This is a genomic window from Leptospira adleri, assembly GCF_002811985.1.
GTDB lineage: Bacteria > Spirochaetota > Leptospiria > Leptospirales > Leptospiraceae > Leptospira > Leptospira adleri.
On record NZ_NPDU01000038.1, the window covers coordinates 26,442 to 40,863 of the forward strand.

The 14,422-nt window shown below is 41.9% G+C and carries 14 protein-coding genes and 1 pseudogene; 6 read left to right on the top strand and 9 right to left on the bottom strand.

What is annotated here, in order from left to right; translation table 11 throughout:
- Positions 1 to 227: 227 nt before the first annotated feature.
- From CH376_RS14675 to CH376_RS24275, 5 genes are read right to left on the bottom strand one after another with little or no spacing between them, the layout of a single operon-like run.
- A complete protein-coding gene (locus tag CH376_RS14675; protein ID WP_100784710.1) occupies positions 228 to 878 on the bottom strand; it encodes a cytochrome c oxidase subunit 3 family protein in 651 nt (216 codons plus the stop codon).
- The gene (gene ctaD, locus CH376_RS14680) at positions 865 to 2,469 is read right to left on the bottom strand and encodes a cytochrome c oxidase subunit I (protein WP_100784709.1); all 1,605 of its coding nucleotides are present in this window, start codon (positions 2,467 to 2,469) and stop codon (positions 865 to 867) included. Before ctaD ends, CH376_RS14675 begins: the two co-directional genes overlap by 14 nt.
- A 9-nt stretch (positions 2,470 to 2,478) precedes the next feature.
- Complete coding sequence (gene coxB / locus CH376_RS14685) at positions 2,479 to 3,480, bottom strand: cytochrome c oxidase subunit II (protein WP_207767164.1); 1,002 nt, start codon at positions 3,478 to 3,480, stop codon at positions 2,479 to 2,481.
- Between the two features lie 10 nt (positions 3,481 to 3,490).
- A complete protein-coding gene (locus CH376_RS14690) occupies positions 3,491 to 4,306 on the bottom strand; it encodes an SCO family protein (protein WP_100784781.1) in 816 nt (271 codons plus the stop codon).
- A gap of 55 nt (positions 4,307 to 4,361) precedes the next feature.
- Positions 4,362 to 4,514: a hypothetical protein gene (locus CH376_RS24275; protein ID WP_165781706.1), complete on the bottom strand. Its 153-nt coding sequence runs from the start codon at positions 4,512 to 4,514 to the stop codon at positions 4,362 to 4,364.
- Between the two features lie 184 nt (positions 4,515 to 4,698).
- Between CH376_RS24275 and CH376_RS14700 the strand changes: the two genes are divergently transcribed.
- Positions 4,699 to 5,652 carry a COX15/CtaA family protein gene (locus CH376_RS14700; RefSeq protein ID WP_100784707.1) on the top strand — a complete coding sequence of 318 codons (954 nt, stop codon included), beginning with the start codon at positions 4,699 to 4,701 and terminating at the stop codon, positions 5,650 to 5,652.
- Positions 5,653 to 5,670: 18 nt separating this feature from the next.
- On the top strand, positions 5,671 to 6,540 hold the full coding sequence (gene cyoE / locus CH376_RS14705; protein WP_100784706.1) for a heme o synthase: 870 nt from the start codon (positions 5,671 to 5,673) through the stop codon (positions 6,538 to 6,540).
- 252 nt (positions 6,541 to 6,792) lie between these two features.
- On the opposite strand, the gene CH376_RS14710 is transcribed toward cyoE, so the two are convergent.
- Positions 6,793 to 7,920: a sensor histidine kinase gene (locus CH376_RS14710; protein WP_100784780.1), complete on the bottom strand. Its 1,128-nt coding sequence runs from the start codon at positions 7,918 to 7,920 to the stop codon at positions 6,793 to 6,795.
- Between the two features lie 352 nt (positions 7,921 to 8,272).
- The gene (locus tag CH376_RS14715; protein WP_165781705.1) at positions 8,273 to 9,532 is read right to left on the bottom strand and encodes an AraC family transcriptional regulator; all 1,260 of its coding nucleotides are present in this window, start codon (positions 9,530 to 9,532) and stop codon (positions 8,273 to 8,275) included.
- Between CH376_RS14715 and CH376_RS14720 the strand changes: the two genes are divergently transcribed.
- On the top strand, positions 9,524 to 10,690 hold the full coding sequence (locus CH376_RS14720; protein WP_165781704.1) for a DJ-1/PfpI family protein: 1,167 nt from the start codon (positions 9,524 to 9,526) through the stop codon (positions 10,688 to 10,690). The two genes, CH376_RS14715 and CH376_RS14720, sit on opposite strands and share 9 nt — an antisense overlap.
- 110 nt (positions 10,691 to 10,800) lie before the next feature.
- Here CH376_RS14720 and CH376_RS14725 read toward each other — a convergent pair whose 3' ends face one another.
- Positions 10,801 to 11,193: a hypothetical protein gene (locus CH376_RS14725; protein WP_165781703.1), complete on the bottom strand. Its 393-nt coding sequence runs from the start codon at positions 11,191 to 11,193 to the stop codon at positions 10,801 to 10,803.
- Positions 11,190 to 11,717, bottom strand: coding sequence for an ankyrin repeat domain-containing protein (locus CH376_RS14730; RefSeq protein ID WP_100784703.1), 528 nt, complete (start codon positions 11,715 to 11,717; stop codon positions 11,190 to 11,192). The genes CH376_RS14725 and CH376_RS14730 overlap by 4 nt, the downstream gene beginning before the upstream one ends.
- A gap of 288 nt (positions 11,718 to 12,005) precedes the next feature.
- Here CH376_RS14730 and CH376_RS14735 point away from each other — a divergent pair, with 288 nt between their 5' ends.
- The 3 genes and pseudogenes from CH376_RS14735 to CH376_RS14750 all read left to right on the top strand — a co-directional run.
- Positions 12,006 to 12,533 (top strand): helix-turn-helix transcriptional regulator, encoded by a 528-nt coding sequence (locus tag CH376_RS14735; RefSeq protein ID WP_100784702.1) that lies wholly within the window; start codon positions 12,006 to 12,008, stop codon positions 12,531 to 12,533.
- 111 nt (positions 12,534 to 12,644) lie between these two features.
- Positions 12,645 to 13,049: pseudogene (locus CH376_RS24880) on the top strand (DUF4269 domain-containing protein).
- A gap of 242 nt (positions 13,050 to 13,291) precedes the next feature.
- Positions 13,292 to 14,422 (top strand): M48 family metallopeptidase (locus CH376_RS14750; protein ID WP_165783628.1); only part of this gene is annotated, 1,131 nt, incomplete at its 3' end.

Below are 14,422 nucleotides of genomic sequence, written 5' to 3' on the forward strand. Positions count from 1 at the left end.
AAGGATTTATTTTGCTTCAAAGAGAAAGAAAGATCGAAAAGCCGTCGTTTCAAATAGAAAGCTCGAGATGCTAATCGTTAGTTTCAAAGATTTGTCTATACGAAAACGAATTACAAAAACGAAACTGTGAATTGCCGATTTCCACTTCTCTAAAATAAAAAACCCCGGCAAAACCGGGGTTTTTCGATTCCGGGATTTCTCCCTATTTCAGATTCTAAGATCGGACTTTAACCCACCAAATAAAGAAGCGGAAAGAGATAGATCCAGATTAAGTCGACTACGTGCCAAAAAAGCCCGACGCCTTCCAGAGGAGTGTAATAAGAAGAATTTAATTCTCCTTTGATTACCTTGATCATAACCCAAATGATGAGTCCCGCTCCGATCAAAACGTGTGATCCGTGAATCCCGGTCATTACAAAGTAGAAACCGAAAAACATCGCTAGATTCTTGATATCGGGCGTCTCGGTGTTGGTGAAAAATTTCCCCGGAAGAAGTCCGTGGTGAATCTTCGAAGTATATTCAAAATACTTTACAACCATAAACGTCAGAGCACAGAGAACCGTAATGATCAACGCGATCACCGCTTCTTTCTTCTTGTCCACTTGAACGTAGTGAATCCCAAGAGCCATCGTAAACGAACTAAACAAAAGAACCACGGTGTTGAACGCGCCCATCGGAACGGACAAGTGATGACTTCCTGCGTGAAAAACTTCAGGATACAAAGAATGATAAATGGTATAACCCACAAAGAGGGCGCCAAACATTAGAATTTCCGTAACAAGGAATAACCAAATTCCTTGTTTAGAAGCTTCATACTGATGCTCAGCACTATCAAAGTGATGAGCATGGTGGAATTCCGCGTGCTTAGCGGTACTCATAAGGTCCTCCTGAGATGACTGGAGTTTTTTCAAAGTTTTCGTGAGTAGGAGGAGAAGAAATGGTCCACTCGAGAGTTTTTCCACCCCAAGGATTGTCCCCCGCTTTTTCTCCTGCGATTAAACCGTGAATCACGGCTGCAAGTCCTACCAAGAATCCTGCCGCGATCAACCAAGATCCGACTGTGGAAATTTGGTTCAAGCTGGTGAATTCAGGTAAGTAGTCGTAGTATCTTCTCGGCATTCCCATGGATCCAAGGATGAACTGTGGAAAGAAGGTTACGTTAAATCCTGTAAAAATGAAGATCCAGGAAATTCTTCCTAAAAGATCGGAAGTCATTTTACCGGTAACTTTTGGAAACCAATAAAGTAATCCGCCCATCACCGCCATGAGAGTTCCACCCACCATTACGTAATGGAAGTGAGCTACTACGAAATAGGTGTCATGGAAGTGAACGTCCATACCGGTGGAAGCAAGGAAAACCCCTGTCAAACCGCCGATCGTAAAGAGAAACATAAATCCGATCGCAAACAACATAGGAGCGTCCAAACGAACGGATCCTTTGTACATCGTCGAAATCCAGTTGAAGAGCTTGATCGCCGTAGGAACTCCCACGAGCATCGTGATGAAGGAGAATAAAACCCCCGCAAACTCGGACTGACCGGATACGAACATGTGGTGTCCCCAAACCAAGAAAGAAACCGCGGCAATCGCAAGAGAAGAATACGCAATCGCAGTGTATCCAAAGATGATCTTTCTGGAGAAAGTGGCAACCAGTTCGGAAATCACTCCCATGGCCGGAAGAATCATGATATAAACCGCCGGGTGAGAATAGAACCAGAAGAAATGCTGAAAGAGAACCGGATCTCCTCCAAGAGTCGGATCAAAAATCCCCACGCCCAGAGTTCTTTCCGCAACGAGCAGAAGAAGGGTGATCGCAAGAACCGGGGTCGCCAAAACCTGGATGATGGAAGTCGCATAAAGCGCCCAAACCATCAGAGGGATTCGGTTCATCGTCATTCCCGGTGCTCTCAGCTTATGAGTTGTAACGATAAAGTTCAAACCGGTCAAAATGGAAGAAAATCCCATAATGAACGCGCCCATTACCAGCATAATCACACCGTTGGAAACGGAATTTGAGATGGAATAAGGCGTGTAGAACGTCCAACCGGTATCCACTTTTTGTGTAAAAAGGGAAAAAGCAGCGGTCGCCGCACCGAACATAAAGATATACCAGCTCGCGAGGTTCAACCTTGGAAACGCAACGTCCTTCGCGCCCACTTGGATCGGAAGAATGAAGTTTCCAAAAATTGCAGGAATCCCCGGAACGATGACCATGAATACCATAATGGCGCCGTGATAGGTCATCATTCTATTGTAGATATCCGGAGTTACGAAACCGAGAGTTTGTCCCGGAGTAAAAAGTTCGATACGAACCAGAAGAGCGAAAATTCCTCCCAAAAGGAAGAATGACATAATCGCAAAGAAATACATGATCCCGATCCGCTTGTGATCGATTGTCGTGAGCCAGGACCAGATTCCCTTTTCGTGGTTGAGGTAGTTGTCAGTATGACTTGCAGTTGCTGTAGACATATTCCTCTCCTATTTAAGGGTTTTAATATACTCGATCAGAGCGTTGATTTCGTCGTCGGAAAGCTGTCCTTGGTAAGAAGGCATCGCAGGCGGATAGCCTTTTACAACTTGAGCTGTCGGTTGAAGAATCGATTTACGAAGGTAATTCTCATCCGCATTTACTCCTGGACCGGCTTCGAATTCTCTCGCGCTTCCAAAAAGACCTTTGTAAGAAGGACCGACCAGACGTGAACCGTCGATCGAGTGACATCCGGCACAAGCCTTTTCAGCGTAGAGTTTTTTTCCGAGTTCGGCAGGAGGAACCTTAGAAAGGTCCACATTACCGGCAGCGGCATACCACTTATCGTAGGTTTCGGAATCCACGACACGAATCGCAGAAAGCATGTTCGAGTGGGAAGTTCCGCAGAACTCGGTACAATAAACTACGAAGTCACCCTTTTCGGTAGGAGTAAACGTAAAGGTCGTATAACGTCCTGGAATCGCATCCATTTTGTTCCGGAAGGCAGGAACATAAAAAGAATGGAGAACATCCTGGGAAGTCATAACAAGACGAATCGTTTTTCCAACGGGAACGTAGATTCCGTTCGGTTGAAAGAGAGTGTTTAATTTTTCAGTGGCATTCGGAGAAACGACTGTAACTCCGTTCGGATATTTGAAAGTCCACTGCCACTGTCTTGCAGTAACGTGAATTTCGATATCACCTTTATCGTGTACTTTTCTTAGGTCCGCAAAGATCACCCAACCCCACCAGAAAATCACGATCATGATTACTAAGGGGATGAAGGACCAAAGAAATTCTGCCAATGTATTATGCGTAATATAGGCAGTCTTATCAGTGTCGGTCTTTCTCCTGTATTTAAAAATAAACCATGTCATTCCCCCGATGAGAATGACAAAGGAGATCAGACTGGACACGAGTAGAAAGAGATAGAGATTATCTACATTCTTTGCTACTTCGGAAGCCTGAACCGGCATGAAACTTGTTGCCGTAATGAGGTTCAACCAGGTCATTTTTTTGAAGTTACTCCTTCCTAATGAGTTCGGAATTTCTGTTATGCCTGATCCAGAATGGGATCAAGAACGCCGCCAGAATGAGAAGAGTGAAGAAACCACCCAACTTCATAATATTATAAGCGTACAAAGTATATGTATTTTTTCCTGGGTCAAATTGAAAGCAAAAAAGGGCGAATTGATCCGTGAAATCCCCTATTTTACCGTCGGAGGCTTCCAAAAGAGAAAGTCTCAAAGTTCTTTCATCAAAAGTGACTCCGTGAAGATAACGAGAAATTTTTCCGGAAGGTGTGATGACATAAGCGACGGAAGAATGAATCCATTGTTCATTATCCGGATTCCATTTATAAGAAAACCCGACGGAATCCGCAAGAGCCGTAATCTCTTTTTGATTTCCTGTGAGAAAATGCCAACCGCTTCCGTTGCCTCGCGCATATTCTTTTAAGTAAGAATTCTTCTTCGCCCCCGCTAACTCGGGATTTTCTTTCGGATCAAAAGATACAGCAACGTATTCGAATTCGTTTCCTACTTGCCAGGAAAGTTTTTTGAGAGTGTCCGTGATTCCATTGAGATGAAAATTACAAAGCGTCGGACATTTGTAGTAAACAAGGGAAAGAAGAACGGGTTTGTCTTTTTTGAAAAAGGAACTCAGTAAGACAGGTTTGCCGGTTTCGTCGCGAAACGTTAAGGAAAGATCAAGTTGGTTTCCCAGCTTCTCCGTAACTCCGACTCCTTCCAGCTCTTTCGGTTTTTCGTTTTTATCGAACCGAGCGGAAGGATCGTAAGAATAAAGAGAAGCCGTTGAAAGGAAAAGTAAAATCCCCATTATCGAGGAAGTTTTCAAAACCAAGGTAAAGCTCCTTGGGAATTTTTCCCAGAGATTATTTAGCCTGTGAAGTTCCAGGAAGATTGAGAGAGTGTTCTTTCACTCCCGGGTGAAAAAAAGAAATGTAAGTAAAGAATACTAAATTTCCTACGAGAACGATTACGAAAGTCCAGAATCCTGGTTTATTATATCCTTCTTTTTGTGACATGGGAAAGGGGCTCCTGTATTTGATTCTCATTCTCTTAAAAGAAGAAAATCGGAAGATTCTAGGACAAGATCGGATGAATCTGTTTTTTTGGAAGTAATATTTAAATTTTACTTTCACATTGCCCTTAAGAACCATTTTTCGAGTATGGTAAATTCAGAACCTCTTTCGAGGTCTTAAGGAAAGAATGAACTCTAACTTGGACCTTTCTTCTAAATTTCGCCTATTTTATAAAATCTCTTTGTTCTTGAGCATTCTTATTTTTTTAAATTTGCTCTATGGACCTTTAGTAAGAGCGACTGGATCGGGCCTTGCTTGTCCGGATTGGCCTTTTTGTTTTGGAAAAATTTTTCCGACTTTCGACTTTCAGATTTTTATGGAAGTTTCTCACCGTTATTACTCCGGATTTTTGGGCTTGATTCTTCTTGGCCTTACGATCTGGACTTTTGCCGATAAAATTTTAAGAAAAGAATTCGGAATTTATTTGGGCCTCGCGGTTCTTCTTCTCATCTCGCAGATCAACTTAGGAAGATTGACGGTGACTTTGAAATTGGATCCGACTTCAGTGAACCTGCATCTTCTCAATGCGATCGCGTTCTTTTTAGTTATACTGACGGTTTCCGTCGACTCAAGAAGCAAATCGCAAAATCAAAAACAATCCTTTATCAATACGAATTCTTTATTCAGAAAAGATAATATTCTTCTTTTTCTTCTTTTGGCCGGAATCGTCGTTCAGATCATCCTCGGAGGACGCGTTAGTTCCCATTACGCCGGTTTAGCTTGTCCGGATTTTCCGACTTGCTGGGGACAATGGATTCCCGACCATCCGTTGGAAATCGTCAAAATCCAAGTGTTTCACAGATTCGGAGCTTATTCCGTCGCACTTCTTCTCGCAATCTCTCTCGGGTTCGCAATTTGGAAAAACTTTCCCACTACAAGCAAACGATTTCTGCAGATATCGATGTATTTGCTCGTGGCGCAAATCATTTTAGGAATTTTGAATGTATTTTACGGACTTCCGAAGCTGATCACCGCGCTTCACACAGGTTTCGCGGTTCTACTTCTCACTTTTTCATATCTTTCACTGATCTCCAGAGCGATCGTTTTAACCCAGGAGACGGAACGGAGGCCTGAAAGATAATTTCAGGATATTAAAATCATGGCAAGCTCTACTTTCCTATCCGATTGGAATCAAATGATCAAACCGAGGGTTACAACTCTCGTTTTGGCAACGATCATTCCCGGCTTGTATCTTGCAGGAAACCAATCTCCTTCGGGATTCTTAATCGCTGTTACTTTATTCGGTACCTTTCTCATGTCCTCGGCTTCGTTTATTTTCAATCAAATCATCGAGAAGGACAGGGACGCAAAGATGAAACGGACTTCCAACCGTCCGATCCCGGCGGGAAGAATTGGAACGCTGCAAGCAACGTTAGTCGGCTTTGCCATGATGGGTGTTTCCTTCTATCTTCTTACCGCTTATGTAAATCTTCTCACGGCTCTATGCGCGTTTGCAGCGCTGGTTTCCTACGTGTTTTTATACACGATTCTTCTCAAACCTAGAACTCCGCAGAATATCGTAATCGGCGGAGTCGCGGGTTGTGTAGGACCTTTGATCGGTTACGCCGCGGTCGGCAATTCGCTTCCGATCCAGGCGTGGATTCTTTTTTCGATGATCTTTCTGTGGACTCCGGCGCATTTCTGGGCGCTCGCAATTTTTTTAAAGGAAGATTATTCGGACGCCGACTTTCCGATGCTGCCCGTAGTAAAAGGAATCGATCAGACCGCGCGTTCCATTTTCTTTTATACGATTCTTTATTCTGCGTCTTGTATCGGTTTTTATTTTTTTGAACCTTCGATGGGACTTCTCTATTTGATTTCCTCGATTCTTGTTTGTATTTGGATGGGAATCCTTTCCTTTCAGCTGATGAAAAATCCGGAAAGACAGGCCGCGAGAAAATTCTTTTTCTTTTCTATCTTTCATTTATTTTTGATCAACGCTATGATCGTAATCGATCATAGCCTTTAATTCAAATAAGAACCCGCTCGAAAATCCGAGACTGTGGGAACTCATACGCTCTTTGAACTATTAGAAAGCATTCGAAATTTTAGGGAAAATCCTATGAGACGTAATTTGTGGGAACTCACACAGACTAAAATTTATAGGACAAAACTTTGTCGTTTTGCAAGATTTGGGATTAGGTTTTGAGGTCTTTCGATTTAGAAAATCAAATCGAATTCCTATATCATTAGAATATTCAGTTTTACTAATTTTATATTTTTAAGAATTAAACTCGAGAATACTTTTGGAACCCGATTCCGTCAGAATTCTAAACTTTCCCCGAATTTGTTTTGTAAGAATTTGGATTAGCGTAAACCCGGCCGTGTTCGGTTTTAGCCATACTTTCGAATCTCGAATACCGGAGCCGTTGTCTGCAACCTCTAAAAAGTAAGTGCCGGCTTCTTTTTTGAACGAAATTTCAATCGATCCTTTTTCGGAAGGAAAAGCGTGCTTTAACGAATTGGAAAGAAGTTCGCTGAAAATGATCGCGCATGGAATTGCGGTTTCGATTCTAATAAAAATTTGGGAAGTTCCGTTCTCGATCTGAATCGTTTGTTTTCCGAGTTTGCTCAATAGGTTTATCGTGATCTTTTCGATCACTTCGGCAAAATCTATCTCGAAATAATTGTCGGACTTATAAAGATAATTATGAACTTCAGAAATCGCTAATATTCTATCCTGAAAATCGGAAAGTATGATTTGCAGGTTTCCTTTGTCCGAGCCGCTGTGAATTTCCAACAATCCGGAAATTACCTGCAAATTATTTCGGACTCGATGATGAATCTCCTGAATGAGTTCGTTTTTTTCCTGAACCGAACCGTGAAGCGTCTTTACCGCCAAAATGGAAATAACCGCGAACATCAGAAACAACCCGATCCTGTCCGCGCTATGAACGATATCCTGTCCCTTCTTGAGATAAAATTCGTCGATCAGAATCAAGAGCAGACAGTACAAAGAAACAAAAATCGTCTTTTTGATATCGGAAAAATATAAGAAAATCATAATAAATATGTTCAACACCTGACTTTTGCCAACGGAATCGAGATTTATTTCAGGAGGAGGAAAAAACCATCCGAAAGTTATGGAACAAACACTGGCAATCAAAATGATACGAACGGCGAGTTCGAACTTTTTTCGCAACAGAAAGAGCAATGATAACATCGATGCTGCCGTCATCATCAAAAAACCGAGCCGCAAAAATTGCCCTTTCGCAAACCAGAGAAAAAAATAGGATGATATGCTTAATAGAATAAAAGAAACGTTAAAGATAAAAAAATGAAACGCTCTGTTCCTTGTGAGATAATCTCTGTCCTTGTAGATTCCGTTGACCCATGCAGAAATTTTCATATTCTTATTCCAAACGGTAAAATCCGATAAACGAAGCCTATTCATTCTACAATAAATAAGCGAAGGCAATAGTAAAATATCTCTTTCGATGTAAAAAAGAAATTTCCTTCGAGAGACCGATTATAACTTCAATCCGGTCCTTACTTCTGAATAAAGGGCATTCGATTTCTTTTATCGGATTTCGTTTTAAAAACACAAACTTAGCTATAGAACGTTTGGGTTAAAAACAACGGAATTTCTTTTTGTTTTAACAAGAACCAGCGCTCGTCGAGTTCTTAAAACTTGAAAAGCGGATTTTATCATTGGACCGAATCAAAGATAAAATCAAACCCTTCGATTATCGGAATCCGATCTATTTCGAACGATAGGAAGAAGGTGAACATCCGAATTTTTCCTGAAACAGTTTGTGAAACGCTGATTTGGAATTAAATCCGGAAGAATACGCGATCGACAACACGGAACGATCCGATTCTTCTCTTAACAATCTTGCGGCTTCCTCCAAACGAAACCGAGTAACGTATTCTCGAAACGTTAGACCTAATCGTGTATTTAGAATTTCGGAAAGCTGATGCGTATGAATTTCCAAAAGTTTTGCAAGTTTCACCAAAGTGAGAGTTTCGTCCAAAAAAATTCTTTTGATTCTCATCATATCATCCAGACGAAGCAAAATGATTTCCACGTCCAAACCGGTAACTCTGCTCTCTTTGTAACGCGCTTCCCTTGATTCTTTTTGAAAATCCGAAACCGCGGACGTATGCGTCGCGCTCATAAGAAAAATCGCGGATATCAGGATCGTCAATGCATCCGCAGCAATCAAAAACAACGGCATATAAAATATCTGAGCGATTACAAAGAAAAAAAGGATCGCAAGAGTGGAGGCAAAAAGAATCAGGAACGGCGAGAATGCTTCGTGAAGCGCTTTGACGGTTTGATTCCTCCATTTCCAAACCTTTGAGAACAAAACAGCAGGATATATAAAATTGGATACTGTTCCCAAGATTAAAAGTAAAACCACGATCCGGTGAAAAGGATCTTCCGGATTTTTATTTTCCAAAAAAAATCTTTTGGCTTCCTCGCCTCGAATATAAAACGGAAGCATAACAATCAGAGATAAAAGCGCAGGCAAAAAATGAAAGAGACGAATCTTCTTCTGACTTGCGCCGCTCAACTCCTCGAAGTAAACATAGGTAAGAGGTCCGATTAAAAAAAGGATCGGCACGTTCCATTCCGCGAACCAAAAAACTTCCTTCAATTGTTCAGAGAGTTCCAAATACAGATGTATTTGAACCGCGCCAACGGAAATAAAAAGAAGCGTAGCAGAATTCTGATTTAATAAACGAAGCAGCGAATCGGAGTGTTCGTCTTTTTTTTCGGATCGGTCCGATCGTTTCGGATTCTTAGAATTAAATTCTTTTTTATTATTTATAAAACTTGCGAGAGCGAGCAAAAACGCAAGCCCGGAGCCGAAAGCCACGAGGATAAGCATAGAATGAGTGAAGCGATTCCTCGCTCTCTGTCGATATTTTTTTCCGACTTTAAGAATTTTGGTCCATCCGTATCCGGACGGACGACCCGCTTGAAATGTTATGACAAAATCATAACTATGAAACAAAACGATACAAACATTCCAACGTTCAAGAGATCGAATTCGAAAAAAATTCTATTGTCGATTGCGGCTTTAATGATCGTAAAGGGCGGCTTTTTTATCGGCTGCTTAAATCCTTCGGAAAGGAGCTCCGGATCAAATTCAGAATCGCTCATAGAGGAAAGAATCGAAAAATTCCAACCCAGACTCGATCGAAAACGTCCCGTCATCGCAGTCATAGGCGAAAACGAATATACGGAACTTTCGGACTTCGTTGTGCCTTACGGAGTTTTATCGAGAGCGAAGATCGCCGAGGTATTCGCGCTTGGAACCAGTCCGGGTTCGATGCGGATGTTTCCGGCCTTGCAGATTGAAATCAAAACGACACTTTCCGACTTCGATCGATCTTTTCCGGAAGGCGCCGATTTTGTTATCGTGCCCGCAGTACATCATTCTGAAAATAATATTCTGATTCGATGGATTCAATCACAAGCCTCGAAAGGAGCAACGATCGTTGGAATTTGCGACGGCGCCTGGCTTCTTGCAAACGCAGGGATTCTCAAAGGAAAACGTGCGACCGGACATTGGTATTCGCTTAACAATTTGGAAAAAAAATTCTCCGATACGAAATGGATTCGAAATCGTCATTACGTCGTGGATAAAAAAGTCGTTACTACGACGGGAGTAACCGCTTCGATTCCGATTTCCATCGCGTTAGTCGAATCGATCGGAGGAAAAGAAAAAGCTCGGCAGATCGCGAAAGAATTCGGAGTAAACGATTGGGGAACTTCTCACCAAACTTCGAATTTCAAATTGGAGAAGGAACACTATTGGACTGCGGCGAAGAATTTTCTTTCTTTCTGGTCCCGTGAAAACGTAGGAATAAAAGTTTCTTCCGGAATCGACGAAGTAACGCTCGCTTTGGTCGCAGATTCTTACGCCCGCACATACAAGACTAACGTCTTTTCCTTTTCAAACACGACGCGACCCGTTGAGACAAAAGGCGGTCTTTTGTTGATTCCTGAAAAAAACTCCGATGAAATCTCGATCGACCGAAAAATTTCCATTTTAGAAAATCAATCTTCGCTTGCCTCTCTGGACGAGGCGCTTAGGCAGATAGAAACTCTTTACGGAAAATTAACTTCTTCTTTTGTCGCGCTTCAAATCGAGTACGAAGTTAGATAATCGTAGATAATAAAAGGATACGAATCATAGTTGGATTATCCGATTCCAGCTATGATTCTATATCTAACAAAAAAATAATTTAAGAATGGAGAACAAATCACATTCCACATTTAGAATATGATTCCACCTCCGCCGTGTCCGCCGCCGCCGTGACCTCCCCCGCTTCCGCCGCCGCTATGACCGCCTCCACCGCTGCTTCCACCACCATGCCCACCGCCGCCACTACTTCTTCCACTACTGCCTCCCCCGGTCCTCGTACTTGGAGATCTGGTCGAAGTTCCCGAGGAAGACCGGGAAGAACAATTATTTTTACAAGCACTGCAAAGCTCGTAACAGATTAGAGAAACCGCGACGGACTGAGACGGAGTCTGCCCGTTTAAGGCGACGAGCAAACAAGTTGAAAGCTGTTGATCGCATCCGTTTTCGCAATGCGACGTATCTACGCTGCAATTTTCAAAAAAAAGAAAAAGGATTAAAGGTCCGAGGAGCCGAATTTGTTTCATTGTCTCCTACCGGCCCCCGCCTGCAAAAGAATTTCCTGAACTCTTTTAGAATCTTCTAATGTAGATTCCGTCCAAGCGTTGTGCCCTTGAACGCTCGTTGCGTGGACGTCGGCCCCCGAACGAATCAAAAGTTTCACGATCTCCGGATAACGGTTCGTAGACGCCATCATCAAAGCGGTATGACCGTCCCTTGTCCTTGCGTTTACATCCGCGCCGTTTCGAATCAAATATTCGGCGATCAGATATTCACCCTCACGAGCGGCGACCATCAGAGGCGTAAAATTTCTGAAAAAAGGATCTCTTTGATTGATGCCCTGTCCGCTTCGAATGGAATTTTCCAAACCTTGGAGATCTCCTTTATAAACGTAATCCGTCGGACTCAAAATATAAGCCCCGTTTCTATCTTGAGGGACGATACAACCCGCAAGCCAAATGAAAACCAACGCGATGCCTATGAACGCATATCGTTTCCCGGAAAATATTTTTTTTTCGATATATAGAATCGCGAACCGAAACCCTTCCATAACTTTTTTCCTCGAATGTATTCAAAGAATAATCGTTTTTCGATTTCAAGCAATAGGTAGGGACAGCAACTGCGGCAATTACCTATGAAACATTCGCACTTTAGTGGTTTTTACCTAAGAAAAGATAAAGCCCCTTATCCGGCTTGACTCGTAAATCAAAGGAATTCTTACTTTCCAATGCGTCCCGAATTCGTTCTGAAATTTTTGAATGATCTTAAATTCTGTTGAAACAAATCGAATCGAAGATCCGAAACGAAAACGTTCGAAGTGATTTTTTAGAAGGTAAAAATGAGACTCTGGTTTCCTCAAGAAAAGCGGTTTTACTTTTTTTCAATTTATGTTTTTCTAATTCTACTCTGGATTCTCGAAGAAATATTAGTTTTCGCCTTTGATATCAACTGGATAGAAAGATCCCAGGCGTTTTTCACGACAATGGAAATTGCGGTCGGCATTCTTTCCATCATCGGAGTTTTTTTTCTCTTTCAAGAAATCAGGCACACTCAATCGGAGATAGAATCCGCGAAAGTCGCTATCGAAGGTCTCAAAACTAAAAACCAACTTCTCATTCATACAAATCAGTCCTTTTGGGAATCCTTGCAAAAACAATTGGAAGAATGGGATCTTTCCGATAAGGAAAAAGAAATCGCTGTGTTGCTTTTGAGAGGAATGTCCAATCATCAGATCGCTGCAATTCGCGGAAAAAGTTTAAAAACGATCGAGAACCAGACGTTTTCGATTTATCAAAAATCGGGAACTACCGGAAAACTCGAATTCATCGCCTATTTTATTTCCCCGCTTCTTCCCGAAGAAGAGTGAAAGTCAGACATTCGGACGCTCGATTCGATTTGGATAAGAATCAGGAACGTCCCTTTCTCGGCGGCTTCGCTTCAATACGGAAATCAAAAACAAGAACTTCTCCGGGAAGATTTGAACGAACATTCGATTCTAAATAAACTTGCGGCTTGTAATCCGAATCTCATAGGCACCATTCCTCTCGAGATAGATCACGACGATAGCGGTGTGAACCTCGTCTGTGAATAGTCCGACAAGGAAGAATTTATCTCTCTTAACGAAAACCCACTTTTCAAGTTTCGAGAATTTGTAATAAAAGGAAAAATATTCCAGAGACACAATTTCTTGCTTTGACGATTTGAAACGGAAAGATTCAGATACGAGATTTTTGCTCAAAAGATTCCGGTTCTTCAACAAATGGGATATGTGCATTTTTTGATAGAAAGCAAAATTCTATCGATCGCGGGGAAACGATTTAAGGAAAGAATTCAATCCTTAAAAAGGGTTGGAAAACAGAAGAAGCGTTTTGCAAACTCTTAGGAATTTAGGAAGACTCGCATCAATTTCTGTTCGGATTAATTTTTTTTCCTCTGAAACGTTGGGAAAATTCCTTTTAGAGTCCGAGTTCCTTTTTAAAAAGGATATATAACCATACAAGCGTTAGCTAGCCCAATGGAGAGAATCACTTGTAAATTGTTATCCAATTCAGGCTTGACATTCCGTATTTTTTAACGATCTTTGAGATCCGTCCTTTCTTAAATATTTTCAAAGGTTGCGAGAATATGTTTAGAACTCTTAAAAAAATTCTTTTTCTCTTATCCGTCTTTGCTTGTTTCTCTCTCGGAGCTCAAAAAAGCAACACGATCAACTTTGATTCCGAACTCTACGCGCAAATCGTTCGCCAGAGTGGATATCAATACAGCGCGATTCTAAAATCCAGAAAGGTTTTAAAAGATCATAATAACTGGAAGAAGCCGATCGACGCGGCGTTTCGTAAACTTGCGGATTCTTCCGGAAACCCTTCGTTTCCAATCGTGTATAATGTAATTCAGGACAATTCTTTCAACGCCTTTGCCATGGCGGGCGGTCAGTTTTGCATCAATTCCGGGACTCTCGACATCCTCGATCAGGTCATTACGAATTCGGAATCGGACGCAAAAGACAAAATGAACTTTTATAGAGAAAGATATATCGCCGGAGTTCTTTCTCATGAATTATCACATTATTATAATAAACACACGTTTAACTCGGTAAAAAAATTCTATCAACTCAAAGAGAATCCGACGGGAGAAGCCGTCCTGGACAATCTAAAATTCTCCCAAGAACAGGAAGTCGACGCGGATCAGACCGGATTTCAACTTCTAAATAAGGCTGGTTATGGCGGAGAATATATGATTCGCACCTTGGAGTTGATGAGCGACATCGACAACCAATATAAGGAATACATTGTAAGTAAAAAGTTGGACAAGGTAAGTCCGGAATCGATGACTTCCCTTTATTTTACAAGTCACCCTTCCCCTAACGATCGCCTTTCCCGTTTCGGCGGAGACAAACAAGAACTTTATTCGATGCTCGCGACTCTCGAGAAAACATTCGACGACATTCAGTTTGGAAAGAATCTGGATCAGGCCAAAACGAACTTAGAGAAAGCGCTCTCTAAATTTCCGGGCAACACTCATTTAGAAAAATCTTATGCAGTTTGTCTCCACAAAATTTGGATGGCGAGCGCGAGCAACGACGATCTGAAATTAAAACCGGTAATCGACATGCCCTCTTTTCGGGATTCTATGGTTTTCCCGGGAGGCCTTCGCAAAAGAGCCGTTATGCGAACGATTCCCGGAAATCAAGCGGCGTATGAAAAAGCAAAAGAAGCCTATCAAAGAGTGATCTTAAAAACAGACGATCCGTATTTT

Bases quoted from the DNA above. Each gene is read 5' to 3' on its own strand.
- CH376_RS14675 (WP_100784710.1), bottom strand. From the start codon at position 878: ATGAGTACCGCTAAGCACGCGGAATTCCACCATGCTCATCACTTTGAT.
- ctaD (WP_100784709.1), bottom strand. From the start codon at position 2,469: ATGTCTACAGCAACTGCAAGTCATACTGACAACTACCTCAACCACGAA.
- coxB (WP_207767164.1), bottom strand. From the start codon at position 3,480: ATGACCTGGTTGAACCTCATTACGGCAACAAGTTTCATGCCGGTTCAG.
- CH376_RS14690 (WP_100784781.1), bottom strand. From the start codon at position 4,306: ATGGGGATTTTACTTTTCCTTTCAACGGCTTCTCTTTATTCTTACGAT.
- CH376_RS24275 (WP_165781706.1), bottom strand. From the start codon at position 4,514: ATGTCACAAAAAGAAGGATATAATAAACCAGGATTCTGGACTTTCGTA.
- CH376_RS14700 (WP_100784707.1), top strand. From the start codon at position 4,699: ATGAACTCTAACTTGGACCTTTCTTCTAAATTTCGCCTATTTTATAAA.
- cyoE (WP_100784706.1), top strand. From the start codon at position 5,671: ATGGCAAGCTCTACTTTCCTATCCGATTGGAATCAAATGATCAAACCG.
- CH376_RS14710 (WP_100784780.1), bottom strand. From the start codon at position 7,920: ATGAAAATTTCTGCATGGGTCAACGGAATCTACAAGGACAGAGATTAT.
- CH376_RS14720 (WP_165781704.1), top strand. From the start codon at position 9,524: ATGAAACAAAACGATACAAACATTCCAACGTTCAAGAGATCGAATTCG.
- CH376_RS14725 (WP_165781703.1), bottom strand. From the start codon at position 11,193: ATGAAACAAATTCGGCTCCTCGGACCTTTAATCCTTTTTCTTTTTTTT.
- CH376_RS14730 (WP_100784703.1), bottom strand. From the start codon at position 11,717: ATGGAAGGGTTTCGGTTCGCGATTCTATATATCGAAAAAAAAATATTT.
- CH376_RS14735 (WP_100784702.1), top strand. From the start codon at position 12,006: ATGAGACTCTGGTTTCCTCAAGAAAAGCGGTTTTACTTTTTTTCAATT.